General features: G+C 53.1%; 27 protein-coding genes and 1 other annotated feature. Of the genes, 17 read left to right on the top strand and 10 right to left on the bottom strand.

Annotated elements, in window-relative coordinates; all coding sequences use genetic code 11:
• Nucleotides 1-40: 40 nt before the first annotated feature.
• A complete protein-coding gene (locus AB7038_RS09365; protein WP_369453189.1) occupies nucleotides 41-1,408 on the top strand; it encodes an L-serine ammonia-lyase in 1,368 nt (455 codons plus the stop codon).
• A 55-nt stretch (nucleotides 1,409-1,463) separates the two neighbouring features.
• Here AB7038_RS09365 and AB7038_RS09370 read toward each other — a convergent pair whose 3' ends face one another.
• Entirely contained in the window at nucleotides 1,464-1,985 is a 522-nt protein-coding gene (locus tag AB7038_RS09370; RefSeq protein WP_004235777.1) for a LemA family protein, read from the bottom strand.
• 169 nt (nucleotides 1,986-2,154) lie between these two features.
• Entirely contained in the window at nucleotides 2,155-3,357 is a 1,203-nt protein-coding gene (locus AB7038_RS09375; RefSeq protein WP_004235775.1) for a serine hydrolase, read from the bottom strand.
• 214 nt (nucleotides 3,358-3,571) lie between these two features.
• Between AB7038_RS09375 and AB7038_RS09380 the strand changes: the two genes are divergently transcribed.
• On the top strand, nucleotides 3,572-4,192 hold the full coding sequence (locus AB7038_RS09380) for a glutathione S-transferase family protein (RefSeq protein ID WP_368888732.1): 621 nt from the start codon (nucleotides 3,572-3,574) through the stop codon (nucleotides 4,190-4,192).
• A gap of 3 nt (nucleotides 4,193-4,195) precedes the next feature.
• Here the strand turns inward: AB7038_RS09380 and AB7038_RS09385 are convergent, their stop codons facing one another.
• Entirely contained in the window at nucleotides 4,196-5,023 is an 828-nt protein-coding gene (locus AB7038_RS09385) for an SDR family oxidoreductase (protein WP_368888733.1), read from the bottom strand.
• 198 nt (nucleotides 5,024-5,221) lie between these two features.
• Between AB7038_RS09385 and hisL the strand changes: the two genes are divergently transcribed.
• The 11 genes from hisL to AB7038_RS09440 all read left to right on the top strand — a co-directional run bounded on the left by hisL (nucleotide 5,222) and on the right by AB7038_RS09440 (nucleotide 13,779).
• A complete protein-coding gene (hisL, locus tag AB7038_RS09390; protein ID WP_101495319.1) occupies nucleotides 5,222-5,269 on the top strand; it encodes a his operon leader peptide in 48 nt (15 codons plus the stop codon).
• Nucleotides 5,245-5,369 (top strand) — a sequence feature (His leader region). (Overlaps the previous gene by 25 nt.)
• Nucleotides 5,370-5,403: 34 nt before the next feature.
• A complete protein-coding gene (gene hisG, locus AB7038_RS09395) occupies nucleotides 5,404-6,303 on the top strand; it encodes an ATP phosphoribosyltransferase (RefSeq protein WP_046893805.1) in 900 nt (299 codons plus the stop codon).
• 14 nt (nucleotides 6,304-6,317) lie between these two features.
• Entirely contained in the window at nucleotides 6,318-7,631 is a 1,314-nt protein-coding gene (gene hisD / locus AB7038_RS09400; protein WP_369453231.1) for a histidinol dehydrogenase, read from the top strand.
• On the top strand, nucleotides 7,628-8,704 hold the full coding sequence (gene hisC / locus AB7038_RS09405; protein ID WP_369453190.1) for a histidinol-phosphate transaminase: 1,077 nt from the start codon (nucleotides 7,628-7,630) through the stop codon (nucleotides 8,702-8,704). The genes hisD and hisC overlap by 4 nt, the downstream gene beginning before the upstream one ends.
• Nucleotides 8,705-8,723: 19 nt before the next feature.
• The gene (hisB, locus tag AB7038_RS09410) at nucleotides 8,724-9,791 is read left to right on the top strand and encodes a bifunctional histidinol-phosphatase/imidazoleglycerol-phosphate dehydratase HisB (RefSeq protein ID WP_201893343.1); all 1,068 of its coding nucleotides are present in this window, start codon (nucleotides 8,724-8,726) and stop codon (nucleotides 9,789-9,791) included.
• Nucleotides 9,791-10,387: an imidazole glycerol phosphate synthase subunit HisH gene (gene hisH / locus AB7038_RS09415; RefSeq protein ID WP_368888735.1), complete on the top strand. Its 597-nt coding sequence runs from the start codon at nucleotides 9,791-9,793 to the stop codon at nucleotides 10,385-10,387. Before hisB ends, hisH begins: the two co-directional genes overlap by 1 nt.
• Nucleotides 10,384-11,121 carry a 1-(5-phosphoribosyl)-5-[(5-phosphoribosylamino)methylideneamino]imidazole-4-carboxamide isomerase gene (hisA, locus tag AB7038_RS09420; RefSeq protein ID WP_369453191.1) on the top strand — a complete coding sequence of 246 codons (738 nt, stop codon included), beginning with the start codon at nucleotides 10,384-10,386 and terminating at the stop codon, nucleotides 11,119-11,121. The genes hisH and hisA overlap by 4 nt, the downstream gene beginning before the upstream one ends.
• Nucleotides 11,103-11,882: an imidazole glycerol phosphate synthase subunit HisF gene (gene hisF / locus AB7038_RS09425; RefSeq protein ID WP_369453192.1), complete on the top strand. Its 780-nt coding sequence runs from the start codon at nucleotides 11,103-11,105 to the stop codon at nucleotides 11,880-11,882. Before hisA ends, hisF begins: the two co-directional genes overlap by 19 nt.
• Before the next feature lie 6 nt (nucleotides 11,883-11,888).
• A complete protein-coding gene (gene hisIE, locus AB7038_RS09430) occupies nucleotides 11,889-12,500 on the top strand; it encodes a bifunctional phosphoribosyl-AMP cyclohydrolase/phosphoribosyl-ATP diphosphatase HisIE (protein WP_279798111.1) in 612 nt (203 codons plus the stop codon).
• 100 nt (nucleotides 12,501-12,600) lie between these two features.
• Nucleotides 12,601-13,089: a YbaK/prolyl-tRNA synthetase associated domain-containing protein gene (locus AB7038_RS09435; protein ID WP_369453193.1), complete on the top strand. Its 489-nt coding sequence runs from the start codon at nucleotides 12,601-12,603 to the stop codon at nucleotides 13,087-13,089.
• A 21-nt stretch (nucleotides 13,090-13,110) separates the two neighbouring features.
• A complete protein-coding gene (locus AB7038_RS09440) occupies nucleotides 13,111-13,779 on the top strand; it encodes a hypothetical protein (protein WP_369453194.1) in 669 nt (222 codons plus the stop codon).
• Nucleotides 13,780-13,831: 52 nt separating this feature from the next.
• On the opposite strand, the gene AB7038_RS09445 is transcribed toward AB7038_RS09440, so the two are convergent.
• Nucleotides 13,832-15,469 (bottom strand): Na+/H+ antiporter, encoded by a 1,638-nt coding sequence (locus tag AB7038_RS09445; protein ID WP_369453195.1) that lies wholly within the window; start codon nucleotides 15,467-15,469, stop codon nucleotides 13,832-13,834.
• Between the two features lie 251 nt (nucleotides 15,470-15,720).
• On the opposite strand from AB7038_RS09445, the gene AB7038_RS09450 reads away from it, so the two are divergent.
• Nucleotides 15,721-16,152, top strand: a complete 432-nt coding sequence (locus tag AB7038_RS09450) for a hypothetical protein (RefSeq protein ID WP_369453196.1) — start codon at nucleotides 15,721-15,723, stop codon at nucleotides 16,150-16,152.
• Between the two features lie 54 nt (nucleotides 16,153-16,206).
• On the opposite strand, the gene AB7038_RS09455 is transcribed toward AB7038_RS09450, so the two are convergent.
• Nucleotides 16,207-17,778: a TerC family protein gene (locus AB7038_RS09455; RefSeq protein WP_369453197.1), complete on the bottom strand. Its 1,572-nt coding sequence runs from the start codon at nucleotides 17,776-17,778 to the stop codon at nucleotides 16,207-16,209.
• Nucleotides 17,779-18,015: 237 nt separating this feature from the next.
• Here AB7038_RS09455 and gndA point away from each other — a divergent pair, with 237 nt between their 5' ends.
• The 3 genes from gndA (at nucleotide 18,016) to AB7038_RS09470 (ending at nucleotide 20,692) form a co-directional block, all read left to right on the top strand.
• On the top strand, nucleotides 18,016-19,428 hold the full coding sequence (gene gndA / locus AB7038_RS09460; protein ID WP_024474093.1) for an NADP-dependent phosphogluconate dehydrogenase: 1,413 nt from the start codon (nucleotides 18,016-18,018) through the stop codon (nucleotides 19,426-19,428).
• Nucleotides 19,429-19,544: 116 nt separating this feature from the next.
• Entirely contained in the window at nucleotides 19,545-20,423 is an 879-nt protein-coding gene (locus tag AB7038_RS09465) for a rhomboid family intramembrane serine protease (protein ID WP_369453198.1), read from the top strand.
• 80 nt (nucleotides 20,424-20,503) lie between these two features.
• Entirely contained in the window at nucleotides 20,504-20,692 is a 189-nt protein-coding gene (locus tag AB7038_RS09470) for a hypothetical protein (RefSeq protein ID WP_029991050.1), read from the top strand.
• A 54-nt stretch (nucleotides 20,693-20,746) separates the two neighbouring features.
• Here AB7038_RS09470 and AB7038_RS09475 read toward each other — a convergent pair whose 3' ends face one another.
• The 5 genes from AB7038_RS09475 to udk all read right to left on the bottom strand — a co-directional run bounded on the left by AB7038_RS09475 (nucleotide 20,747) and on the right by udk (nucleotide 25,896).
• Entirely contained in the window at nucleotides 20,747-21,025 is a 279-nt protein-coding gene (locus AB7038_RS09475) for a riboflavin synthase (protein ID WP_072871043.1), read from the bottom strand.
• Between the two features lie 68 nt (nucleotides 21,026-21,093).
• Complete coding sequence (gene dcuC / locus AB7038_RS09480) at nucleotides 21,094-22,482, bottom strand: anaerobic C4-dicarboxylate transporter DcuC (RefSeq protein WP_072871046.1); 1,389 nt, start codon at nucleotides 22,480-22,482, stop codon at nucleotides 21,094-21,096.
• 197 nt (nucleotides 22,483-22,679) lie between these two features.
• Nucleotides 22,680-24,542, bottom strand: a complete 1,863-nt coding sequence (gene asmA, locus AB7038_RS09485; protein ID WP_368888743.1) for an outer membrane assembly protein AsmA — start codon at nucleotides 24,540-24,542, stop codon at nucleotides 22,680-22,682.
• 59 nt (nucleotides 24,543-24,601) lie between these two features.
• Nucleotides 24,602-25,183 carry a dCTP deaminase gene (gene dcd / locus AB7038_RS09490; protein WP_072871051.1) on the bottom strand — a complete coding sequence of 194 codons (582 nt, stop codon included), beginning with the start codon at nucleotides 25,181-25,183 and terminating at the stop codon, nucleotides 24,602-24,604.
• Nucleotides 25,184-25,251: 68 nt separating this feature from the next.
• Entirely contained in the window at nucleotides 25,252-25,896 is a 645-nt protein-coding gene (gene udk / locus AB7038_RS09495; RefSeq protein WP_123569211.1) for a uridine kinase, read from the bottom strand.
• Nucleotides 25,897-26,114: the final 218 nt, after the last annotated feature.

The following is a 26,114-nucleotide window of genomic DNA, read 5'->3' on the forward strand; positions in this document are numbered from 1 at the left end:
GACACTATTAATCCACGCCTTAACATAGGGGGCGAGCAATATGGTCAGTGTATTTGACATCTTCAAAATTGGTATTGGTCCGTCGAGTTCTCACACGGTCGGTCCGATGAAAGCAGGTAAACAGTTCGCTGATGATCTTATCGCGGCCGGACTGCTGGAAAAAACCACCCGCATTCAGGTTGATGTGTACGGCTCTCTGTCTCTGACAGGGAAAGGTCACGCGACAGATATCGCAATCATTATGGGTCTTGCGGGTAACCTGCCTGATTCTGTTGATATTGACGCGATACCGGGCTTTATCAGGGATGTTGAAGAACGTGAACGCCTTTTGCTGGCAAACCAACGCCATGAAGTGGATTTCCCGCGCGATAACGGGATGAACTTCCATAAAGAAAACCTGCCGCTGCATGAAAACGGCATGTCCATCAGCGCATTCGCCGGTGATGAATTACTGTACAAGAAAACCTATTACTCCATCGGCGGCGGCTTTATCGTCGATGAAGAGCATTTTGGCCAGGCTGCGGACAGCGAAACCAAAGTGCCTTATCCGTACCAGTATGCTGCTGATCTGCAGAAACACTGCAACGAAACCGGCCTGTCCCTGTCAGCGCTGGTGATGCAGAACGAACTGGCACTGCGCAATAAAGAAGAGCTTTCTGCTCACCTGGCGGCAGTCTGGGACGTGATGAAAGCCGGTATCGAGCGTGGTGTGAATACTGAAGGTCTGCTGCCGGGGCCGCTGCGTGTACCACGCCGTGCCGCTGCACTGCGCCGTCAGTTGGTTACCAGTGATAACACCTCCACAGACCCGATGCAGGTTGTTGACTGGATCAACATGTTTGCCCTCGCCGTTAACGAAGAAAACGCTGCCGGCGGCCGTGTCGTTACCGCACCAACCAACGGTGCCTGCGGGATCATCCCGGCAGTGCTGTCGTATTACGATAAATTCATCCGTCCGGTGAATGAAAACGCCTATACCCGCTATTTCCTGGTGTCCAGCGTGATTGGTTCACTGTACAAAATGAACGCTTCTATTTCCGGTGCGGAAGTGGGTTGCCAGGGTGAAGTCGGTGTTGCCTGTTCCATGGCGGCAGCCGGTCTGACCGAACTGCTGGGCGGCAGCCCGATGCAGGTCTTTATCGCAGCCGAAATCGCAATGGAACACAACCTCGGCCTGACCTGTGACCCGGTCGCCGGACAGGTACAGGTACCGTGTATCGAGCGTAATGCCATTGCCGCTGTTCAGTCTGTCAACGCCGCCCGTATGGCGCTGCGCCGCGTCAGCGAGCCGCGCGTTTGTCTCGATAAAGTTATCGAAACCATGTATGAAACCGGTAAAGATATGAATGCCAAATACCGCGAAACCTCACAGGGCGGCCTGGCAATCAAAGTGATCCCGTGTGACTGATTAACCCCGGTCCCCGGAAAGTCAAAAAACCCCGCATATTGCGGGGTTTTTTGTATCAGGACATCAGCAGCAGTGTTTTGGGTCCGAACCCGAACAGCCCGGCCACCAGAGTGTCCGGATAATGCTGAACCGCAATATTGTACTGAAGTACCGCCTCATTAAAGGCGCGGATGCCCGGATTCAGTGCATCCTCAACATCACAGATCCCCAGCTGAATACGGACAAACTGCGGATCCGCAATCAGCACCGGGAATGTCTCTGTCAGCGTCATAATATGATAAAAAGCACTGCTGATATCATTTGCGGCACTGACACTCTCATCCAGTGTCGCCGCCTCTGTATAGCGCGGATACGCATCCTGCCAGGAATAAAACAACGTTGCATCCCGGATCCCGGCTTTTTCCGTCATATCCACCAGCTGACCGATCCTCTCCGCCCTCTGATGCAGCATGCCGTCAATCGCCGCATAAGCTTCAGTGATCGGAGCCTGAAGGCGGTTTATCCGGAGATATACCCGCCGGATCCACACAATTCCGGCCACGGCAATGACCAGCGCGATAAACACAATTGTCCCCATATCTTTAATCCTTTATTGACCGGTGTGTAAAAATACCGGTCCTTTTTTATAAAAAAATCCGATATCAGGATGTAATATCGGATCTTATACGGATTTCAACAGGGTAATTCAGCAGACAGCATGATAAATTGCCGCCTGAAGGGGGAATAACCTTATAAATACAGCCCGCTTAGCCGAAGACAGAATGCCACAGTCCGGCAAAGAAGCGGACAATATAATCCCAGATACGACCGAAGAAACCGGCTTCCTCAACCTGCTGCTGAACCACCAGCGGACGCTGTTCAACGACTTTATCATCAAGGATAAAGTTGATTTTCCCGACCACCTGGTTTTTCGCCAGCGGCGCTTCCAGCGTGGTGCTGTCCAGCTCAAAAGTGGCTTTCAGATCTTTAAGTTTGCCTTTCGGGATAGTGACATAAATGTCTTTTTCCGCGCCCAGCGGCACTTCTGAAATATCCCCGAACCAGACGCGCTCGGTGGTCAGCGGCGTATCCGCTTTCACCGGTGCCACAGTTTCAAAGAAACGGAAGCCCCAGGAGAGGATTTTTTCGCTTTCCGCAAAACGGACGCGATCACTCGGTGCACCCAGCACCACAGAAATCAGACGCATCGGGCCGTCTGTCGCGGAAGCCACCAGGTTATGCCCCGCGCCGCTGGTGTGACCGGTTTTCACACCGTCCACATTGAGATTAGTACTCCACAGCAGGCGGTTGCGGTTCGGCTGACGGATTTTATTGAAGGTAAATTCTTTCTCTTTATGGATAACATATTCATCCGGCACATCGGTGATCAGCGCCTGGGTCAGCAGTGCCATGTCTTTGGCGGTACTGTACTGCCCTTCGGAATCCAGTCCGTGAACGGTTTTAAAATGGGTATTTGTCAGGCCAATCTGTTTGGCGTAACTGTTCATCTGGGAAACAAAGGTTTCCTGGCTGCCCGCCACATATTCCGCCAGCGCAATACTGGCATCATTACCGGACTGAATGACCATTCCTTTGTTCAGATCGATTAATTTTACGCGGTCATCGGGTTTGAGGAACATCAGGGAGGAGCCTTTCAGCACCGGATTGCCGGTTGCCCAGGCATTGATGCCGACAGTCACGATATCGTCCGGTGTCACTTTCCCGGCTTTAATCGCCTGGCCGACCACATAACTGCTCATGATTTTTGTCAGTGATGCCGGGTCAAGACGCTCATCTGCATTCGCAGAGGCCAGTATTTTCCCGCTGTTGTAGTCCATCAGTACATACGCTTTTGCATCCACCTGCGGTGCAACCGGTGTTTCCTCCGCAAACGCGTGGCCGATGCTTAAAAATCCGAAAGCAAGCCCGCCGATTAAACCGGTTACCCGTGAACTGATTACTGTCTGCATTACTCTTCCCTCTTTAAACCCGGTACATCGTGACAAAAATAAGAGTGATAACTCTGTGATAATGAATACTATATTCATTTCATAAATGGTAAGCCAATGACACTTTAACGCGATTCTTCCTGTTACGGGAATTTCGTGTCAAAATTTACACTTCATGACATAAAAAAACCGACAATACGCACACGTCATCGCATGTCTATCAACAGGAGTCACTATGATAACCGTCTGGGGCAGAAAAAACTCGTCTAACGTCAAGAAAGTCTTATGGTGTCTGACTGAGCTGGGGCTGACTTATCAGCAGAAAGATGCGGGCGGGCCGTTCGGCGGCCTCGATACCCCCGAATACCTCACCATGAACCCGAATAAAACCATCCCGACCTATCAGGACGGTGAATTTATTCTCTGGGAATCCAATGCCATTCTCAGCTATCTGGCGGATAAATATGATGACGGCACACTGCTGCCGCACAACGCGGAATTCCGCGCCCGGGCGGCACAATGGATGTACTGGTCAGACGGCAGTCTGTTCCCGTATATCAAAGCGATGATGGGACTGCTGGTCAGAACCCCGGCAGAGCAGCGCGATCCGGCGCGGGTGGAAGAGCTGAAACAGGCGCTGAACCGGCTGATTGCCATGCTCAACGACGACCTTGCACAGCGTGATTATATCGCCGGTGATACATTCAGTATCGCAGATATGGCACTGGCGCCGCTGCTCTATCCGTGGCGGGAAGTGTGTCACGACCGACCGGACTTCCCGCATATCGAGCGCTGGTTTGCACGGATTGAAACCCGCCCGGCGTACAGCGATATCGTGGCACTGCCGGTCAGTTAATACTTACTCCGTCATCGGCATCCGGCCGGGATCAGGGTACTGATACTCAAAGCCCAGTTCCCGGCAGATGCGGCTGCCGTCAATCTCTTTCCCTTCAGTGATATCTTCTTCTCTGAATACCGGCGGCAGCAAATTAATCTGACGGGACATATCCGGATAAAATTCAGCCCGTGACGGATGCTGCGGTGCACACAGGTTGTACAGGTGGCCACCGTGCGGACGCTGGATCAGCAGGCGGATCGCTGCAATCACATCATCCTGATGCACCAGATTGACCGGCTGATTCGCGCCTTTAACCGCTGTTTTACCCGCCAGGAAGCGCCCTGCATGACGGGATTCCCCCACCAGTCCGGCCAGACGCAGAATATCCGCAGACACACCCGGCAGCTCATTCAGCCAGTGCTCAATCTCAACAATCGCTTTGGCCGATTCAGTCACCGGATCGACCGGCGAGTTTTCTGTCAGCTTACCGGCCTGATTACCGTAAACGGCTGTTGAACCGGTAAAAATCACCCGCGACACACCGCGCGCCGCCGCCAGATCCACCAGGTTCTGCACCGCCTTCACATACAGATAACCGCCGCCCGCCGTTCTTGATGCCGGCAGGGTGATCACCAGAATATCTGTCTGCAAAAAAGCATCCAGATCATCAGCGTTACATTCCGGTTCTGGTGTCAGATTCAGCATATAACACTCGATACCGCACATCCTCGCCGCCTCTGTGCCGTCCGGCGTGGTTTTGGTGCCTTTGACACGGATACCGATATCCGCAAGATGCAGTGCCAGCGGCATTCCCAGCCAGCCCAGCCCCGCGATGGAAACTGTTTTCATCGTGCATGACCTCTCTGTGGCTTATTTCTCTTTAATTTCAGTAAATTATCTTAATTTCTGTTTTCTTTGCAAAAAAGGGGTTGCAAAGTCCGGGTGAGTTCTATAGGTTGAAAGACAAGCAATTTATAAACATCGTTATCACCATAATGACAACATTATCCGTGATAGCAACAAGCAGATAAACGACGAGAGATTATCATGACACGCATCCAGTTCAGCCATCACCACCACCATCACCCTGACTAGTCTTTCAGGCGATTGGTGCCGGAAGACGTTCAGAGCTTCCGGTGGCATGCGTGCTAAAAGAGAACCCCCGGAAGAATCTTTTTTCCGGGGGTTTTTTTATACCTAAATAATTATAAAATTAAAGGATAATCAAAATGTTAGATAAAACGCGCTTACGGATAGCCATTCAGAAGTCAGGTCGTTTAAGTGAAGATTCCCGCGAGTTGCTCGCGCGCTGCGGCATAAAAATCAACTTACAACAGCAGCGCCTGATTGCCTACGCAGAAAACATGCCGATTGATATTCTGCGGGTCCGTGATGACGATATTCCCGGCCTGGTGATGGATGGCGTGGTTGACCTCGGTATCATCGGCGAAAACGTGCTGGAAGAAGAGTTATTAAGCCGTCAGGCACAGGGACAAAACCCGCGTTACTTCACGCTGCGCCGCCTGGATTTCGGCTCCTGCCGCCTTTCACTGGCCGCCCCGGTGGATTTCAGCTACAACGGCGCGGAGTGTCTTCAGGACAGCCGTATCGCAACCTCTTACCCGTTCCTGCTCAAACGTTATCTGGATCAGAAAGGTATCCGCTTTAAATCCTGTCTGCTCAACGGTTCGGTGGAAGTGGCACCGCGCGCCGGGCTGGCTGACGCCATCTGTGACCTGGTCTCCACCGGTGCCACACTGGAAGCCAACGGTTTGCGCGAAGTGGAAGTGATTTACCGCTCCAAAGCCTGCCTTATTCAGCGCGATGGTGAAATGCCGCCGGCCAAACAGCAGCTTATCGACAGAATGATGACCCGTATCCAGGGCGTGATCCAGGCGCGTGAATCCAAATACATCATGATGCACGCACCGTCAGAACGTCTGGACGAAGTGATCGCCCTGCTGCCGGGCGCAGAGCGTCCGACCCTGCTGCCGCTGGCCGGTGAGCCGGATTTGGTGGCAATGCACATGGTCAGCAGCGAAACCCTGTTCTGGGAAACCATGGAAAAACTGAAAGCCCTGGGTTGCAGCTCCATTCTGGTTCTGCCGATTGAAAAAATGATGGAGTGATGACAATGACCGCAATGACTTTTAATACTTTAATCCGCTGGGAAAATCTTGATACACAACAGCAGGCGGATTCCCTGATGCGCCCGGCGATGGCAGCATCCGGTGATATCAGCCGCGTGGTCAGTGACATCATCCGCGATGTGCGGGAAAACGGCGATGATGCCCTGCGCGCGCTGAGTGCCCGCTTTGACAAAACACAGGTGACAGAACTGCAAATCAGTGCTGCGGAAATTGCCGCTGCCGCTGACCGTCTGCCGGATTCGCTGAAATCCGCCATGGCAACCGCAAAAGCCAATATCACCCGCTTTCACGAGGCGCAGATCCCGGATGTGATTGATGTGGAAACCCAGCCCGGCGTCAGCTGCCAGCTGGTCACCCGTCCGGTGGACAGTGTCGGGCTGTATATCCCGGGCGGCAGCGCACCGCTGATTTCCACTGTCCTGATGCTGGCTGTTCCGGCAAAAATCGCCGGTTGCCGCCGGATCATCCTCTGCTCACCGCCGCCGGTGGCAGATGAAATTTTATATGCCGCACAACTTTGCGGTGTGGAAACCATTTATCAGGTCGGTGGTGCCCAGGCAATTGCCGCGATGGCATTCGGTACAGAAACCATTCCCGCCACCGACAAAATTTTCGGGCCGGGCAACGCCTATGTGACCGAAGCAAAACGTCAGGTCAGCCAGACTATCGGCGGTGCGGCAATCGACATGCCTGCCGGACCTTCCGAAGTGCTGGTGATCGCTGACAGTGGTGCCAACCCGGCCTTTGTTGCTGCCGACCTGCTCTCCCAGGCCGAACACGGCCCGGATTCTCAGGTGGTGCTGGTCACTCCGGATGAGGCAATGGCGCAGCGCGTGGTGGCGGAAACCAATTCACAGCTTGAATTATTATCACGCAAAGAGATTGCCCGTCAGGCCCTGTCCGCCAGCCGCATTATTATTGCCCGCGATCTGGACACCTGTGTGGCGATCAGCAACCAGTACGGCCCGGAGCACTTAATTATCCAGACCCGCGACCCGGATGCCCTGCTGCCCGCCATCAACAGCGCCGGTTCCGTGTTCCTCGGTGACTGGTCGCCGGAATCCGCCGGAGATTATGCTTCAGGGACTAACCACGTCCTGCCGACTTACGGCTACACCTCAACATACTCCAGCCTCGGACTGGCGGATTTTATGAAACGGATGACCGTACAGAAACTGACCCCGGCCGGATTATCCGGTCTGGCAGACGCGATTGAAACCCTGGCGGCGGCGGAACTGCTTACCGCGCACAAAAATGCCGTGACACTGCGGATGAATGCCCTGAAAGCGGAGGAGAACAACGGATGAACAAACCATTCAGCGCGATGGCACTGGCCCGCGAAAATGTGCAGTTACTGACGCCGTATCAGTCGGCACGCCGCCTTGGCGGTAACGGGGATGTCTGGCTGAACGCCAACGAATATCCGCAGGCACCGGATTTTACCTTTACGGATCGCAATCTGAACCGCTATCCGGAGTGCCAGCCTGCGAATGTGATCAACCGCTATGCAGCTTACGCCGGTGTCAGTCCGGAGCAGGTTATCGCGGGGCGCGGCGCGGATGAAAGCATTGAATTACTGATCCGCGCTTTCTGCGAGCCGGGGAAAGATGCGGTGCTGTTCTGCCCGCCGACCTACGGCATGTACAGTGTCAGTGCGGAAACCTTTGGTGTCGCACAGAAAGTGGTTCCGTCACTGGATGGCTGGCAGTTGGATCTCGACAGTATTGCCGCCAGTCTCAGCGGCGTGAAAGTGATTTATGTCTGCCACCCGAACAACCCGACCGGTAACCCGATCCGCGAACAGGATCTTCGTTATCTGTTTGATATCGTGGATAACCGGGCGCTGATTGTGGTCGATGAGGCCTATATCGAGTTCTGCCCGGAATTCAGCGTGTCATCGTGGCTGAAAGAATACCCGAACCTGGTGATCCTGCGCACGCTCTCCAAAGCCTTTGCGCTCGCCGGACTGCGCTGCGGCTTCACACTGGCCTCTGCGGATATTATTAACGTGCTGATGAAAGTGATCGCGCCGTATCCGCTGTCATCCCCGGTAGCAGCCATTGCTGCCGAAGCCCTGCTGCCGGAAGGCATTGCCGTAATGCAGGAGCGCGTCACCGAAATCTGCCGCAACCGGCAGATGCTGTGTGATGAGCTGAAAGAACTGCCGCTGACGGAAACGGTTTTTCCGAGCAAAACCAACTACATTCTGGTACGTTTCCGTGATGCGGAACGGGTTTTCCGCAGTCTGTGGGATGAGGGAATTATTTTGCGTGACCAGCGCAAACAACGCGGGCTGGAAAACTGTCTGCGCATTACTGTCGGCACCCGGGCGGAATGCCTGCGGGTGATCGCCGCTATCGCCGCGCTTGAAATGCCATAATCTGAGGACAACGGATACCATGACACAGAACGTTTTATTTATTGACCGCGACGGCACTCTGATCACCGAACCACCGGTGGATTTTCAGGTGGACAGATTAGACAAACTGGCCTTTGAGCCGGATGTGATCCCCGCGCTGCTGAAGCTGAAAGAGGCCGGATACCGCTTTGTAATGGTCACCAACCAGGACGGACTGGGCACTGACAGCTTCCCGCAGGCGGATTTCGAAGCGCCGCACCAGCTGATGATGCAGATTTTCACCTCTCAGGGCATTACCTTTGACGAGGTGCTGATTTGTCCGCACAAACCGGCGGATAACTGCAACTGCCGCAAACCGAAAATCACCCTGGTGGAAAAATACTTGCTGCCGGGCGTGATCGACGCGCAAAACAGCTATGTGATCGGCGATCGCGAAACCGATATTCAGCTCGCACAAAACATGGGCATTACCGGCCTGCGTTACGGACAGCCGGGCACTGACTGGAACAGCATCGCGGAACAACTGACCCGTCGTGACCGTTACAGCCGTGTGGAACGTAAAACCAAAGAAACCGATATTCTCACCGAAGTGTGGCTCGACCGCGAAGGCGGCAGCACCATCCGTACCGGTGTCGGCTTTTTCGACCACATGCTGGATCAGATTGCCACTCACGGCGGTTTCCGCCTCAATATTCAGGTCAGCGGTGACCTGGTGATAGATGATCACCACACGGTGGAAGATACCGGTCTGGCGCTGGGCGAAGCCCTGAAACTGGCACTCGGTGACAAACGCGGCATCACCCGCTTCGGTTTTACCCTGCCGATGGATGAGTGTCTTGCCCGCTGCGCCCTGGATATCTCCGGCCGTCCGCACCTGGAATACAAAGCCGATTTCAAATATCAGCGTGTCGGCGACCTGAGCACCGAGATGATTGAGCACTTCTTCCGCTCACTCTCCTATACCATGGGCTGCACGTTACACCTGAAAACCAAAGGGAAGAACGATCACCACAGAGCCGAAAGCCTGTTTAAAGTGTTCGGACGGACACTGCGCCAGGCCATCCGCGTGGAAGGTAATGTTCTGCCGAGTTCAAAAGGGGTGCTGTGATGCGCATCGTAATCACTGATACCGGCTGTGCCAATATCGCCTCCGTCCGCTACGCGGTGGAGCGTCTGGGTTATCAGCCGCTGGTCACCGCCGCCCCTGACCTTATCCGTCAGGCAGATAAAGTCTTTCTGCCGGGCGTCGGGACGGCGGGTGCGGCAATGGAAAATCTGACAGCGCGCGGGCTGGTGAGCACCATCCGTTCCCTGACACAACCGGTGCTGGGGATTTGTCTCGGTATGCAGTTACTGGGCACCACCAGCGAAGAGGGAAATATTGATCTGCTCGGCCTGATCGATACCCCGGTACAGAAAATGACACCGGACGGCCTGCCGGTACCACATATGGGCTGGAATACTGTTGAATTCACTGCCGATCTGCCGCTGTTCCGTGATATCGCGCCGCAGAGCTATTTTTACTTTGTTCACAGTTATGCCTGCCCCGTCAGTAAAGCCACAGCGGCCACCACCACGTACGGTGAGGCTTTCAGCAGTGTTCTCTGCCGCGATAATTTTTACGGCGTTCAGTTCCACCCGGAGCGTTCAGGCAAAACCGGTATCACACTGATTAAAAATTTTCTGGAGATGAAATCGTCATGATCATTCCCGCACTGGATTTAATTGACGGACAGGTAGTGCGCCTTCACCAGGGCGATTATGCAAAACAGCGCGATTACGGCGCGGATCCGCTCAGCCGTTTACAGGCTTATGAGCGCGAAGGGGCGCAACTGCTGCACCTCGTGGATTTAACCGGTGCCAAAGACCCGGCGAAACGCCAGATCCCGTTGCTGAAAACACTACTGGCAGGTGTGAGTGTGCCGGTACAGATCGGCGGCGGTATCCGCACAGAAGAGGATGTTGCCGCCCTGCTGGATGCCGGTGCCGCCCGTGTAGTGGTCGGCTCCACGGCGATCACATCCCCTGAAGAAGTAAAACGCTGGTTTGCCCGTTGGGGAGCAGAACGCATCGTGCTGGCGCTGGATGTGCGCATCGGCGCTGACGGTAAAAAACGGGTTGCGGTCAGTGGCTGGCAGGAAGAGTCAGAGCAGACTATCGAAGACGTGATCCGCGATTTCGCCTCTGCCGGGCTGCGCCATGTGTTATGTACCGATATCTCGAAAGACGGCACCCTGGCAGGCTCCAATGTGGCGCTCTATCAGGAAATCTGTACTGCGTTCCCTGAGATTGCCTTTCAGGCATCCGGCGGTATCGGCGGGCTGGGTGATATTGCCCCGCTGCCGGCCACCGGCGTGGCGGGCGTGATCGTCGGCCGGGCGCTGCTCGACGGCAAAATGACATTACCGGAGGCTATCGCATGCTGGCAAAACGCATAATTCCCTGCCTGGACGTCCGTGACGGACAAGTGGTCAAAGGGGTTCAGTTCCGTAATCACGAAATTATCGGTGATATTGTTCCCCTCGCCCGCCGTTATGCAGAGGAAGGTGCAGATGAACTGGTATTTTATGATATCACCGCGTCCTCTGACGGCCGGGTGGTGGATAAAAGCTGGGTCGCCAAAGTGGCGGAGGTGATTGATATTCCGTTCTGCGTGGCAGGCGGTATCCGCAGTACCGAAGACGCTGCCGCGATCCTCAGTTTCGGGGCGGATAAAATCTCCGTAAACTCCCCGGCGCTGAGTGACCCGACCCTTATCACCCGGCTGGCTGACCGCTTCGGCGTGCAGTGCATTGTCATCGGGATCGATACCTGGCACGATGCGGAAAGCGGAAACTATCAGGTCTATCAATTTACCGGTGATGAAAAACGTACCATTGCCACCTCCCGTAACACCCTCGACTGGGTGCAGGAAGTACAGCAGCGCGGAGCCGGGGAAATCGTCCTCAATATGATGAACCAGGATGGCGTGCGTAACGGTTATGACCTGGAGCAACTGAAAAAAGTCCGTGCCGTATGTCAGGTGCCGCTGATTGCCTCAGGCGGTGCCGGTCATCCGGATCACTTCCGTGATGCCTTTTTACAGGCCGGTGTGGATGGTGCGCTTGCCGCTTCCGTCTTCCACAAACAGATTATTAATATCGGCGAACTGAAACGCGGACTTGCCCGCGACGGGATCGTTGTCAGAATACAGGAGTAATACACTATGCTCACGGAACAGGAAATCGCACAACTGGACTGGCAGAAAACCGGCGGCCTGCTGCCGGTTATTGTTCAGCACGCTGTCTCCGGTGATGTGCTGATGCTGGGCTACATGAACCGCGACGCACTGGACAAAACGATCAGCGAAAAACGCGTGACGTTTTATTCCCGCACCAAACAGCGGCTGTGGACCAAAGGGGAATCCTCCGGGCATTTCCTTAACCTGGAAGACCTGTTTAAAGATTGCGACAACGACACGCTGCTGGCGCTGGTCACCCCAATCGGTCCGACCTGTCATCAGGGAACCAACAGCTGTTTTGCTCCCGCGCAAACTGCACAGGGTTTCCTGTATGAACTGGAGTCCGTGATCAAATCCCGCAAAACCGCAGATCCGGACAGCTCTTACACGGCACAACTTTATGCCGCCGGGACCAAACGTATCGCGCAGAAAGTAGGCGAAGAAGGGGTGGAAACCGCACTGGCAGCGACTGTCCGCGATAAAGCGGAGCTGACCTCGGAATCTGCGGATCTGCTCTATCATCTGCTGGTACTGCTCCAGGATGCAGATCTGGATCTGGCCGCTGTTATTGAAAAACTTCGCTCCCGTCACCGTTAATCCGAAAGCGGGGGAAATCCTTTTTTGTCCGCTGTTTTTGTTGCCGTAACCTTCTATAATAGGCAGGATATTGGCAACAAATGCAGAGACTGTGAGTGAAATGAACCCGATATTTGAGAAACTGACCGCCCGGCTGGATGAACATAATGCCCGCTACCGCGTGGTACATCACGCCAGCGCGGGGAAGACAGAAGAGGTCGCCAGAGTGCGCGGCACACACCACGGTCAGGGTGCCAAAGCACTGGTTTGTCATATCAAGGGAAACGGTGTCCGTCAGTATGTCCTTGCGATTCTGCCTTCTGATCAGCAGGCAGATTTACAGGCGCTGGCAAAAAAAACCGGCGGCACCCGCGCCTCACTCGCCAGTCCGGCAGAGACAGCTGAACTGACACAGTGTGTGTTCGGTGCTATCCCGCCGTTCAGCTTTCACACTGATCTCCGTCTCGTTGCCGATCCGATGTTATTTGAACGTTTCAGTGAGCTGGCTTTTAATGCCGGCAGCCTGGAGTGCTCCATTATTCTGAATACAAAGGACTATCAGCGGATTGCCGATCCTGAAACAGTATCGTTTGTCCGCCGTGAACTCTGATTTTTGCTTGGGAAGGCGCTTATGCAGGACGAACTTTTAGACTCGCTTTATTATCTGCTGTTACTCAGCCTGCTGCTGTATCTGTCGCGCCACCGCTGGCGCCGCTGGTTCAAAACACAGAAATCCCGCAGGCGTTTTGTCTCCTCACCGGAAGAAGATGAACAATCCCTGCGGCAGCAACTGAGTGCACCGTATCTCAACGGCAGCCAGTTTCATAAAACCGACCACTTTTTTGCGGTCAGCGCCCTGCTGCGCGAAGTCCTGATGCATTATGAGGAAACGCAGATCCGGCTGAATGACAGTCTGTTTACCCGCGAAGACAGTTATGAGTTTACCTGTCTCGGTACCCCGCTGCCCGCACCTGAAACCGCCACGCTGGCAGAACGGATGGCACTGCGGGATGATTTTCAGTATACCGCTGCTGAACGGCTCAACCGCTACTGCATCACCTCTCCGGCCGGAAAACCGCTGAATCAGCAAATCGGCCTGTGGATTGATATGATCCAGTCCCTGCTGGATACCGAACTGGTGCTGCTGCTGGAAGAGAACAACCAGAAGGACCGGGATTGCCCGTCACTGCAGTTATCCGCTGAGCAGGTTCATCACTGGCTCGATGAAATCAATGACACCATGACCCAAACCGCCTCGCGGGTTTTACAGACACACACCCGCAGCAGTGTTGTGATGTAAAAAAAGACCCGCACTGTACAGTGCGGGTCTTTTGATTTTTGCTTTGTTACTGTCAGCGCAGCGCCAGTTTCAGCGCTTCTTCTTTCAGATCCAGCTCCTGCACCAGCAACGTGTAAGTGTGCTCATTAATATTTTTACTCTTACGCAGCTGTTTGAGGGCATCCCGCTCCGCCTGAAGCGCGGTCAGAGACATCCGCCGCTCCATGCGGATCACATTCTGCCAGTCAAACCCGGCGGTCTGGTCATCACTGTTACTGTCAAGATGGCGACCGTAGATCTCCAGTAAGTGTGTCCCCACTTCTGTACGCAGCGTCATTTCGACGATGTCTTCCAGCGGCTCTGCCATCTGCACCCGCAGATTGTTCATTGCGGCTTCATTCAGGGTGAAACGGGCATTCAGCTCTTCATTATCATGCGGTAAGTCGGTTGTCAGTCCTTTCGTCAGCACCGGCAATGCAACGGCGGCAATCACCAGTGAGAACAGAATAACCCCCATCGCAAGGAAAATGGCCAGATCACGGTGCGGGAACGGTGAACCGTCATTCATCAGCAGCGGCAGGGTCAGAATACCGGCGAGGGTAATGGCCCCGCGCACACCGGCCGTCGCCATAATCGCCATCAGACGCAGATGCGGCATATCGGACTGTTTACCTTTGCGGCGCTGGCGGAAAACCGTCAGTGTCATGGCAATCCATACCCAGGCAAAACGCAGTACCGCCAGACCAAAGGTAATAATCACCACATAGAGCAGCAGCACCCACGGTGCGGACGCACCGGCATCTGCCGCCACCTGCGGCACCGAGCGCCACATTCCCGGTAACTGCTCGCCCAGCAGAATAAAGATCATCCCGTTCAGCGCGACCTGCACGGTGTCCCAGACCGCCTTGCTCTGCATGCGGGTGGCAGACTGCATACGGCCGACAATGCGCTCATAGTGCATGGCGATACCGGCCGCCACTGCGGCCAGGATCCCGGACACCCCCAGGTGCTCTGCCGCCAGATAAGAGACAAACGGGATCAGCAGGCTGATCATAATCTGAATCGCCGGGTCTTCCCCGGTACGCTGCACCAGGAACTGGTTCACTTTCCCGATAAACATGGCAATCAGTAAACCGACCATAATTCCGCCCAGCGCCACCACCATAAACTTCCCGGCAGCCGACGGCAGAGAGAATGTTCCGGTCAGTGCCGCACCTACCGCAAAACTGAAGCACACCAGGCCGCTGGCATCATTAAAGAGCGATTCTCCTTCCAGAATATGGGCCATACGGGACGGCAGCGGTGCATTGACGGTCATTGCCGCCACAGACACCGGGTCAGTCGGTGACAGGATCGCCGCTAATGCAAAAGCAACCGCCAGGGAAACCGCCGGGATCAGCCAGTGGATAAACAATCCCATACCGACGACGGTGAAAAACACCAGGCCGATGGCCAGCGAGAAAATCGGTTTGATATCACTGAACAACGCTTCTTTCGGAATACGCCAGCCATCCAGAAACAGCAGCGGCGGGATAAAAAGGAACAGGAACAGGTGCGGCTCAAATGCCACATCAAAACCAAAAACGGATAATCCTGCTCCAATAGCAATCTGAATAAAAGGCAGCGGAATTTTGTCCCCCAGCAGACGGGAGATAAACACACTGGCAATCACGGCCAGCAGAAAAACAAGGATCAGTGTCACAACAGACATAGGTGGTTTTTTATCCTTACAGAAATCTGATACATAACCATAATTCAGGATTTGCAGGGTATATAATTAAAGGTAAAAATAAAGCAGATAAATCAGTATTTGTAAAATTATTGTGTATCAAAATCTGAATATCCCGCTGTCAGCCGCAAGGATCAGAAAAGCGGGGAGACAGCAGATCATTAATACTGCTCCGGAAATATGAACAAGCTGCCGATATTAATCATCATCTTTAACCATAACGGATATCTTAAATGAAAAAAATACTACTGGCCGGTATGATTGCAGTCTGCTCTGCCTCTGCCTATGCTGTTCCTGATACCTGGTCAATGGGGGCTGCTCAGGGATTTACTGAATACAGTATCAGTAACGGAGCCGGCAATGCCGTCATTATCGCCTGTAACGAAGGTGCGGGGGAAGGCTACGACAACAGCGTGTCTGTTTACAGTAATGACCAGAGCCTTGACGGTGACATCTCTTTCCTGATTGATGATGAAGCCTATTATATTCCTGAAAACACCACGACCCGCAGTGGTGCTGATGCCTGGGTTAGTTTCACCTCAGCCATTACCCGGGCATCTGAATTTGAAGTGTATGTGAATAACAAACCGGCCGGGAAGTTTAAACCCCGCGCCAAAAACAGCCAGAAAATCTTCAGTGATTTTGAATGTGCCCCGGTTGAATAACCTGCACGATATGATGGTAACGCCGCCGTTTCCGGCGGCGTTATTATTTAACAGTTAATCGTCACTGTCTTCCGGATTCTCCGGCAGTGTGATTTTCACACGGTTAATCCGGTGATTCTGAATTTCCAGAGGCTCAAACAGGCAGCCGTCAATGTTAATCTGCTCACCGACTTTAGGCAGTCGCTGCAAATGCTCCATCAGCAGACCGGCCACCGTTTCATACTCACGTTTTTCATCGAGTGTCAGCGGAATATAGTTGATTAAATCCTCCAGCGGCATAAAGCCGTTGGTGATCCAGCTGTTATCATCCGTGAACTGAATGTCATGACGGGCATCATTCTCAACACCGCTGACCGGCAGATTACCGGCAATGGTTTCCATCACATCTGTCAGTGTCACCACACCTTCAACGTACCCGAATTCATCGGCCACAAAGGCAAAGTGAGTCTGCGCCTGACGGAACTGCTCCAGCGCTTTCAGTAATGACAGCTGTTCAGGGAAGACCAGCGGCTGTTTGATCAGCGCATGCAGATCCAGCGTATCCTGCTGTAAACGCTGATGCAGCAGGTCGATCACATGCACCACGCCCAGCAGTTCATCATCATCCGCCGAGCCTTTGATCACCACGCGGGTGTGCGGATTTTTAATCAGCAGCGCCGCGATTTCATCACTGGTCGCATCAATCCGCAGCATCTCCACATCATGACGCGAGGTCATAATGCTGTTGACGTTACGCTGTGACAGCCCCAGTACACGGACAATCATCTGCCGCTCTTCCGGGTCAAAGATTTCCTGATTATCCGAAATCAGATCCGCCGTGCGGTTATCCAGCTCTGAGGATTCATGCTTGCCGCTCAGAATACGCAATACTGCTTCGGCGGTACGCTGACGCAGAGAGTTCCGGCCGCGCAGAAACTTACGGCGGTTAAACATCGCCACCTGATTGAGCATCTCAATCATGATGGAGAAACCGATCGCCGCGTAGAGGTAACCTTTCGGAATGTGATAACCGAACCCTTCCGCCACCAGACTGAAACCGATCATCAGCAGGAAGCTGAGACACAGGATAACAATGGTCGGGTGCTCATTGACAAAGCGGGTCAGCGGACGGCTGCCCCAGATCATCAGCAGCATCGCGATAATCACTGCGGTGACCATCACACCGATATGATCCACCATCCCGACAGCCGTGATCACGGAGTCCAGCGAGAAGACGGCGTCCAGCACAATAATCTGTGCCACCACCGCCCAGAATTTTGAGGTTTTCCGCTGCTGCCCGTCGTGATGCTCACCGCCTTCCAGCCGTTCGTTGAGCTCCATCGTGGCTTTGAACAGCAGGAACAGACCCCCGATCAGCATAATTAAGTCACGCGCACTGAACGGATGGCCGAACATCGTAAACATCGGTTTAGTCAGCGTGATAAGCCAGGAGAGGCTGAACAACAGAATAATACGCATGACCAGCGCACACAGCAGACCGGTTATACGGGCTTTGTCACGCAGTGCAGGAGGAAGTTTATCGGCAAGAATGGCAATGAAAACAAGGTTATCAATACCAAGAACAATTTCGAGTACGATTAATGTGGCCAGGCCGGCCCAAATCGACGGATCAGCGATCCATTCCATACGGCTAGTTTTACCTTTTATTTACACAGCTTATGCTGCATCCGGAATAATGCGGATTGTGCGGCCAAATAGCAATAAAAAATTCCGCACTTTGCCGCTGTTCCTGTTGTGCGCTATGACGATACCGTTTGCATCAATCGCTACCACGCAGCCTTTACATGCGTTAAACTGTGACGAAATTAACAGTCAGCTAACGAAATCGTCGTTAGTCACGGGTCAATTCCTGAAGGAGTCTTCATGTCCAAACAACAAATTGGTGTTGTCGGTATGGCCGTTATGGGCCGTAACCTCGCACTGAATATCGAAAGCCGCGGTTATTCTGTTTCTGTTTTTAACCGCTCTTCAGATAAAACCGATGAAGTGATTGCTGAAAACCCGGGGAAAAAACTGGTTCCGAGCTACAGCATTGAAGAGTTTGTTGACTCCCTGGAAAAACCCCGCCGTATCCTGCTGATGGTCAAAGCCGGTGAAGCCACCGATAAAACCATCGCATCCCTCACCCCGCATCTCGATAAAGGCGACATTCTGATCGACGGCGGCAACACCTTCTTTCAGGACACCATCCGCCGTAACAAAGAGCTGTCCGCACAGGGCTTTAACTTTATCGGCACCGGCGTTTCCGGTGGTGAGGAAGGCGCACTGAAAGGACCGTCCATTATGCCGGGCGGACAAAAAGAAGCTTACGAACTGGTTGCCCCGATCCTGAAACAGATCGCAGCACAGGCCGAAGGCGAGCCGTGTGTGACCTACATCGGTGCTGACGGTGCCGGTCATTATGTCAAAATGGTTCACAACGGTATCGAATACGGTGATATGCAGCTGATTGCGGAAGCGTACTCCGTGATGAAAAATGCCCTCGGCATCAGCAATGATGAACTGGCTTCAGTCTTCAGCGAGTGGAACAACGGCGAACTGAGCAGCTACCTGATTGACATCACAAAAGATATCTTCCGTAAGAAAGATGAAGACGGCAACTATCTGGTGGATGTGATCCTTGATGAAGCCGCCAACAAAGGTACCGGTAAATGGACCAGCCAGAGCGCCCTCGACCTCGGCGTACCGCTGACACTGATCACCGAATCCGTATTTGCCCGTTATATCTCGTTCCTGAAAGATCAGCGCGTTGCGGCTTCCAAAGTACTGAAAGGGCCGAAAGCGGCTGCATTCAGCGGCGATAAAGCGGAATTTATCGAGAAAGTCCGCCGCGCCCTGTATCTGGGTAAAATTGTCTCTTATGCACAGGGCTTCTCACAGCTGCGCGTTGCCTCTGATGAGTATAACTGGGATCTGAACTACGGCGAAATCGCGAAAATCTTCCGCGCCGGTTGCATCATTCGCGCCCAGTTCCTGCAGAAAATCACTGACGCATATGCGGAAAACCCGGCACTGGCTAACCTGCTGCTGGCCCCTTACTTCACACAGATTGCCGATGAGTATCAGCAGGCGCTGCGTGATGTGGTCTGCTACGGTGTTCAGCACGGTATCCCGACACCGACCTTCTCTGCCGCTATCGCTTATTATGACAGCTACCGCAGCGCGGTACTGCCGGCGAACCTGATCCAGGCACAGCGTGACTATTTCGGTGCACATACTTATAAACGTACTGATAAAGACGGGGTGTTCCACACCGAATGGCTGGAAAATAATTAATTCCTGCCGCTATCCGCACCAGTCAGAGCCGGGATAATTATCCCGGCTTTTTCCTGTTTACAGCCCGCCTGACGCTCAAATAGACTTAATCAAATCAAATTATCCGCAAAATAATAATGAATAACATAAATCCCTGGGGTGATGTGGTTCTGCCCTCACGGCCGGAATACCGGCTCTCAGCCACGCTGCTCACCTTTTTCCTCGCCCTGCTCAATACCGGCGTTTATATCTGGCAGGTGAATTATGCCTCCCCGCTGGCAGACCCGGTCTACAATATGCTGCTGGCAGGCGGCAGTGTGTATCAGTTCTCACTGACCGGTGACTGGTGGCGCTATGCAACCAGCACTCTGCTTCATTCCGATCCGCTGCATCTGGGCATCAATGTCATTGCCCTCCTGGTGTTCGGCATTAACTGTGAAGCACTGACCGGTAAGATGAGAATGCTGTTTATCTATCTGTTCACCGGTATCGCTGCGTCCTTTACCAGCGCGCTCTGTCAGTCCGCTCAGAATGATATGTCTCCGCTGTCCGGCATTCCTGTTATTGTCGGTGTCGGAGCATCCGGCGCCATTATGGGGCTTGCCGGTGCCACCGTGATATATCTTATCCGGGCCCGGAAAGATCCGTCCGTGTCTGTGGCAGACAGTCTGCGTTATAAAAATCTGCTGATCACCATGATAGTCCTGATCGTACTGTCGGTACTCAGTGCAGTGCCGGATGATGAAGAGCCGGTGACGGATAATGTGGCTCATTTCAGCGGGCTGATTTGCGGTGCCGTTCTGGGATGGCTCTATTCCGCTGTTTCCGGTGTCCGTAACCGCAAAATGGATCGCCGTTCATGGCTGATTTCCGCCGCCGCAACCGGTTTGCTTATCCTTCTGCTGTTCACCTGCTCCTCAAGCCGTGAACAACAATTGCTCTTTGAACGGGAAAGGATTCTGGAAGATATCGCGGCTCAGGCTGATGCACTGCCGTCCGGACAGAAAAACAATTAAATGATTGATTCCGGTCACATTAATCAGTTACGTAAACCGCTATGGTGATTAAACGATTAATGACAGAAGCAGGTGATGATATGGATTATTGGTTTGTATCGTACAAAGTGCGTGCCCGTAACGGAGACACTTTACAGGGACATCAGATCACAGAAACCGAAGCCGGTGTGTCACCCCGGGATGCATTAGAACAAGCTACTCAGAAAATTGCTGACGAGTCTCAGGCTGACCTGCGTTCAGTCCGTATTCTTGCCTTTAACCGTGTGTAATTAACGCCCCTCACAGAGCAAAAACCCCGTCAGATACGGGGTTTTTTTATATCATCAGACCGCCACTCTTTCGATATTCACTTTATCACCCGCAGCCAGCCGCCCGAGCGCGGTTTTCAGCAGGGTATCGGTGAAAAGATAAAAACCGACATGACTGTTATCAATCGCTGCGACAGTCAGGCAGCAGCCGTTATACGACACGGAATCACCAATCGCCAGCCCCGTTAATAATGCCTCCGGAAACTGCACAATATGAATCAGATGATCATTGTTTTCTTCAATTTTTAAAATCAGCGCCGTGCCCTGCACCACACCGGTAAAAATCTTATCCAAAGCCAACCTCACACTTTCCGTATTGATACAAAAAAGCCGCAGCGGATAACCGGTGCGGCCGTGTCGTTTTACAGTGTTACCGGCACCAGGAACTCAGTGGCGACAATCACCACCAGCAGGCCGACAAGCACCGGAACGGATGTCCGTTTCACCACTTCAAACGGTGAAATTTTCGCCATACCGGCAACCGCCACCACCACACCGGAAACCGGTGACATGGTACGGCCCAGGTTGGATGCCTGTAACATCGGGATCACCAGGTACGCCGGGTTGATACCCATCTGCTGTGCCAGGCGCGGGATCAGCTCCACAAACGCATAGAATGGCGCATTACCGGAACCGGTGGTCATCGCCGCCAGCATGGTAATAATCACCAGAGCAATCATCATCACGATCGCACCGGAACCAAAAGACTGCGCCAGGCTGATCAGACCGGAGATAAAGCCGACGGTACTCAGACCCTGAGCAAACACACCGGCCGCAACCAGCAGCATAACCACGGTGGCGAAGGCATCCGCCATACCACGGTAGCAGACATCCAGCCCGGCATAGACTTTTTTGCCGTCAAAACCACGGAGGAATTCAATGATGGCAGACAGAATAATACAGCCGACAATAATCGTGATGATGTGTAATTCAGGCAGTACGATATGGCTCAGGAAACCGATACTGAATGGCTTACCATCAAACAGCAGTACGCCGATGATCGGCATAAACGGCAGAATGGCATAGAATTTCGGTGCATTGGTGGTGATTTCTTTGACATCCAGGATCTCAGATTTGATATCTTCTTTGCGATCGAGGAAACGCTGCCAGAAATAGTGAGCAATCGCCATAGATACAATCGCCACGATAGAAATCGGCAGAGTCAGGCTGAACGCAAACTCTTTCAGCGGGATCATCGAGGCTTCAGCCGCAATCACCACGTCACCGGAGGTCGGTGCCAGGATAATCGCCGCCGGAGAGGCGCAGATAGCCGCTGCCGCACCACGGCTGATCCCCACGTTCACCATCACCGGGAACAGGGTTGCCATCAGTAACACACCGAGACCGGTGGCGGAGGAAACCGCCAGAGACATCAGACAGGCAATAAAGTAAGCCACGATCATCAGCAGATACGGAGAGTTCACGACCTGTAACGGTTTGGAGACCATTTTGATGACCACGTCGTTGGCACCGATGTGGGTCATATAAGCCGCAAAGCCGCACAGTACCATGATCATCATACCGAGGTCGCCGCCGCGGTTCATCAGCAGGTACTTCACATACTCAATAATGTTTGTCGGTCCCCAGCCGGTGGAGGTGGCGGCGGACGGCAGGATGTTTTTCCCCATGATGACACTGATGATCAGAAGCAGTAAGCCCCCGACCATCAGCACCCCTGTGGCTGAATACCCTTTAATAATATAGCGCCCGACGCCGACGGCAACGACAGCACCAATAAGAAGATCTAACATTTCTGCTCCTGTCTGGTATTTTTATTTATAAAAATGATTAATGCACTCTGCCGAAAACCGGGAACAGATTAAATGATATGCGTCAATGAACCAGGGTTATTACCCGTATCATTTAAGTATTCCGGCCTCCGGCATTAAAAAAGCAGTGACAATATAAATTATCGTCACTGCTCTGTTTGTATAAATCGTCCGCGAATTTATAACCGGTTAAGCAAGGATTCCACAGCTTTGAGATCCTTCCCGGTTTTTTCATTCAGCAGCTCTCCGGCTGCCTGTTTTACCCGTTGCTGTATCTGATTACGCAACAGGGTTTCCACTTCGAACTTATACTGAATATTATCCCAGTTACCGAACAGCACCACCGGAATACGGACAGACTGCAGCCAGGTCACCAGATCATTGGTTTTTCCCCAGCCTTTCAGGATCTGAACGCCCAGGTTCACATCCAGATTCTGTTTCACCAGATTTGTCCGGCCGCTGCCGGTGATATTAAAGGCATCGGATACCGCCAGAATTTTACTGATTTTCACTTCACCGTTATTCAGGGTACCGATAGCTTCCAGTTTTTTCGCTTCGGTCATGGCATCCATCGATTCCGGCTGCGCCACTTTATCTGTCGCCTGGGAGAGCGACTGCTGGATAAGATACGGAATATTCAGGCCGAGCAACTTAACATCGGTGATGGTCAGCGCCACATCGCCGCGCCAGTTGTTTAATACCGCGTCCTGGTCATAACCGGTACCGCGCAGATCGCCGTCAAAACTCAGACGTCCGGTGAATTTTTCCGGCATTTTAAACGCCGTCAGCAACGGTTTCACATCAATATTCTGCAGCAGCGGTTTAATGCGCAGCTGTGCCGGGACTTTTTCAGAATAAATCGTCATCGGCAGAGAGAAACGGCCGCCGAACACGTTGCCGGTCATTTTGGAAATTTCAGTGATGCTGCCCCGGTTCTCTGCTTTTACCGTCAGCTGGCCGATTTCCATTCCCTGGTAAATCAGAGAATCCACATTCAGCGCCAGGGTGGCATTGAAGTGATTCATAAAGGTCAGATCATATTTATCCGCATCACTGCCGGTGGTGACCACTGCCGGTTTGGTGGCAACCGGGGTTTTTTCCCCGTTTTCTGAATGCACGGCACGCTCATAACCGAGCAGATTATCCAGATTCAGTTTTGAAGAGGTCAGCTGAATATCATAACGCGGGGTTTCACCGAGTGCCGCTTCCACTGTACCGCTGAGCTGGCTTTCGTTAGCGCTCAGTTTCAGATTTTCCAGGATCAGGGACTGCGGTGCCTGGCCGACCGCTTCGTGCCAGGTATAGGTGGTTGTACCGTTACCGTTGATGCCGTTGGCATACAAACCGGCACCGGACAGGCGGTAATTCAGGCGGTTAATATTGCCGCTGACCTGCACCGGGTACTGGGAGAGGTCAATATCAGAACTCAGACTGAAAGAGAGTTCCTGCTGATTGCGCAGAATATTACTGTTCAGCGCTATCACATAGCGTTCAGGGGTATTGCGCTCGAGAGAGAAGTTAATATCGCGCATGTTGATCTGCGAACCATCTTCTGTCTGCCAGACCAGCAGGCTGTTGGCAATACGGATGCGATCAACATCAAACGACCATTTGTTTTCCTGCTCAACCGGCACCGGACGGGCTTTCTGATTACCCGGGGCAACAGGGGCGCTTTTCTTCTCTTTTGATTCGGTTTCAGGCAGGATTTTCAGCAGTGCGCCGTCAAGCATCACTTCACGGACCGACAACTGATGGGACAGCAGCGGCCAGAGTTCAACATCCAGACGCATGTTTTCGGCGGTTACCACCGGTTCGGCGGCATCGGGGGCAGTCAGGGTCATTTTACCGGTGATGATGCTCAGTTTCGGCCAGACATGCCAGCGCATATCATCTTTCATCACCAGCTCGTAACCGGTGTCTTCCTTCACCTTGTTAACGATATAGTCGCGGAAATCATTCGGGTTCACCAGCAGGATTAAGGCCGCGAGGCCCGCCGCTATCACGACAAGCAGAATAATCAGCGTGGTGAAAAATCGTTTCATAATCCCTGTTCCTTTCCCATTCTCTGTTGAACCCGCTGGCGGACAGTGCTGTCCGCCGTTTAATCTTCGCTGATACGGCTGCCCACAGCTCCCTGCTGATTTTTGTATTTTGCATCGCTGCGGCGGTTATACGGCCGGTCAGCGGAGCCGGATAACGGCTCAAAACTCAGGGCACCGATCACCATTCCCGGCCTCAGTGCCAAGGGTAACTTACCTGAGTTGTAAAATTCCAGTACGATTTGCCCGTGCCAGCCCGGATCGATCCGGTGCGCGGTCACGTGGACCATCAGCCCGAGGCGTGCCAGTGATGAACGCCCGTCCAGCCAGCCGACCATGTTGTCCGGCAGTGTGAGCGATTCCAGTGTCACTGCCAGTGCCAGTTCCCCCGGATGCAGGTAGAACACTTCATCTTCAGTCAGGGTGATTTCATCACTCATGACATTTTCCAGCGCCGCATTCACTTCTTCTTTCGGGCCGCTGAGATCAATATACGCAGCGGTATGGCCCCGGAAAACCCGGAACTGATGCCCGAGGCGGACATCCGCGGTCGCCCCGTTGATCCGCTCAACCGGCGGACGCGGGGAGATAGTCAGTCTGCCGTCATCAAGCCACTGAATAATGTCACGGTCACAAAGTCGCATGGTATCATCCTTATAAAACTCAGCGTTTATCACCGGCGGATAAACGCGGATTAATCGTTGTCGGCGGCTTACTCGCAGAACTGACTGATTTTGGCTTTCAGAATATCAATCGCCACGCGGTTTTTACCGCCCCGCGGCACTATGATATCAGCATATTGTTTTGTTGGTTCAATAAATTGCAGGTACATCGGACGAACGGTTTTATTGTACTGTGCAATCACCGAATCCAGTGTGCGTCCGCGCTCATTCACATCGCGGCGGATGCGGCGCATCAGGCAGATATCCAGCGGGGTGTCGACGAAAATGGAGAAGTCCATCTGCTCGCGCAGACGTTTGTCTGTCAGCAGCAGGATGCCCTCAAGAATAATCACCCGTTTCGGGCTGAACAGAACCGATTCCGGCTTGCGGGTATGCTCGGCGTAATCATATTGCGGTAACTGAATCGCCTTACCGGATTTCAGTGTTTTCAGATGCTGTAACAGCAGTTCGTGATCCATAGAGCCGGGATGGTCATAGTTGACCTTGATGCGTTCTTCCATCGGCACATCGCTCTGATCTTTGTAGTAGCAGTCTTCCGGAATCACACCGATATTGTGATCGCCCACCTGAGCACGTAATTCGTGATAAAGCGTGTTGGCAATCAGACTTTTTCCTGACGCGGATGCGCCGGTGATGCCGATGATAGTGCACTGCTGCTGTGCTGTGTCAGCCATAATTGAAATAACCCGGTTTGAAAATAGGAGAGAAAAAAACCGAAACGGTCTGCTGCGGCCTCTTTTGGTGCTTATCCGGCCGTGAGTAACAAAACGTGTCCGCCCGGCGCTGAATTATAGGGAGTAACGGCGCGAGATTCCAGCAGAATCGGGCATCCGGCCTCATTATTTCAGGGTAACCGCTCTTATGGCACCCTGAAAAAAAGACCCGCACATCA

This window comes from Morganella morganii (assembly GCF_041099235.1).
GTDB classification, from domain to species: Bacteria; Pseudomonadota; Gammaproteobacteria; order Enterobacterales; family Enterobacteriaceae; genus Morganella; species Morganella morganii_E.

Bases quoted from the DNA above. Each gene is read 5' to 3' on its own strand.
- udk (WP_123569211.1), bottom strand. From the start codon at position 25,896: ATGGCTGACACAGCACAGCAGCAGTGCACTATCATCGGCATCACCGGC.
- AB7038_RS09450 (WP_369453196.1), top strand. From the start codon at position 15,721: ATGAAAAAAATACTACTGGCCGGTATGATTGCAGTCTGCTCTGCCTCT.
- hisIE (WP_279798111.1), top strand. From the start codon at position 11,889: ATGCTCACGGAACAGGAAATCGCACAACTGGACTGGCAGAAAACCGGC.
- hisG (WP_046893805.1), top strand. From the start codon at position 5,404: ATGTTAGATAAAACGCGCTTACGGATAGCCATTCAGAAGTCAGGTCGT.
- AB7038_RS09435 (WP_369453193.1), top strand. From the start codon at position 12,601: ATGAACCCGATATTTGAGAAACTGACCGCCCGGCTGGATGAACATAAT.
- hisF (WP_369453192.1), top strand. From the start codon at position 11,103: ATGCTGGCAAAACGCATAATTCCCTGCCTGGACGTCCGTGACGGACAA.
- hisC (WP_369453190.1), top strand. From the start codon at position 7,628: ATGAACAAACCATTCAGCGCGATGGCACTGGCCCGCGAAAATGTGCAG.
- gndA (WP_024474093.1), top strand. From the start codon at position 18,016: ATGTCCAAACAACAAATTGGTGTTGTCGGTATGGCCGTTATGGGCCGT.
- AB7038_RS09365 (WP_369453189.1), top strand. From the start codon at position 41: ATGGTCAGTGTATTTGACATCTTCAAAATTGGTATTGGTCCGTCGAGT.
- hisD (WP_369453231.1), top strand. From the start codon at position 6,318: ATGACTTTTAATACTTTAATCCGCTGGGAAAATCTTGATACACAACAG.
- AB7038_RS09380 (WP_368888732.1), top strand. From the start codon at position 3,572: ATGATAACCGTCTGGGGCAGAAAAAACTCGTCTAACGTCAAGAAAGTC.
- AB7038_RS09445 (WP_369453195.1), bottom strand. From the start codon at position 15,469: ATGTCTGTTGTGACACTGATCCTTGTTTTTCTGCTGGCCGTGATTGCC.
- AB7038_RS09375 (WP_004235775.1), bottom strand. From the start codon at position 3,357: ATGCAGACAGTAATCAGTTCACGGGTAACCGGTTTAATCGGCGGGCTT.
- hisA (WP_369453191.1), top strand. From the start codon at position 10,384: ATGATCATTCCCGCACTGGATTTAATTGACGGACAGGTAGTGCGCCTT.
- AB7038_RS09370 (WP_004235777.1), bottom strand. From the start codon at position 1,985: ATGGGGACAATTGTGTTTATCGCGCTGGTCATTGCCGTGGCCGGAATT.
- AB7038_RS09385 (WP_368888733.1), bottom strand. From the start codon at position 5,023: ATGAAAACAGTTTCCATCGCGGGGCTGGGCTGGCTGGGAATGCCGCTG.
- dcd (WP_072871051.1), bottom strand. From the start codon at position 25,183: ATGCGACTTTGTGACCGTGACATTATTCAGTGGCTTGATGACGGCAGA.
- hisH (WP_368888735.1), top strand. From the start codon at position 9,791: ATGCGCATCGTAATCACTGATACCGGCTGTGCCAATATCGCCTCCGTC.
- AB7038_RS09455 (WP_369453197.1), bottom strand. From the start codon at position 17,778: ATGGAATGGATCGCTGATCCGTCGATTTGGGCCGGCCTGGCCACATTA.
- AB7038_RS09470 (WP_029991050.1), top strand. From the start codon at position 20,504: ATGGATTATTGGTTTGTATCGTACAAAGTGCGTGCCCGTAACGGAGAC.
- AB7038_RS09465 (WP_369453198.1), top strand. From the start codon at position 19,545: ATGAATAACATAAATCCCTGGGGTGATGTGGTTCTGCCCTCACGGCCG.
- dcuC (WP_072871046.1), bottom strand. From the start codon at position 22,482: ATGTTAGATCTTCTTATTGGTGCTGTCGTTGCCGTCGGCGTCGGGCGC.
- hisB (WP_201893343.1), top strand. From the start codon at position 8,724: ATGACACAGAACGTTTTATTTATTGACCGCGACGGCACTCTGATCACC.
- asmA (WP_368888743.1), bottom strand. From the start codon at position 24,542: ATGAAACGATTTTTCACCACGCTGATTATTCTGCTTGTCGTGATAGCG.
- AB7038_RS09440 (WP_369453194.1), top strand. From the start codon at position 13,111: ATGCAGGACGAACTTTTAGACTCGCTTTATTATCTGCTGTTACTCAGC.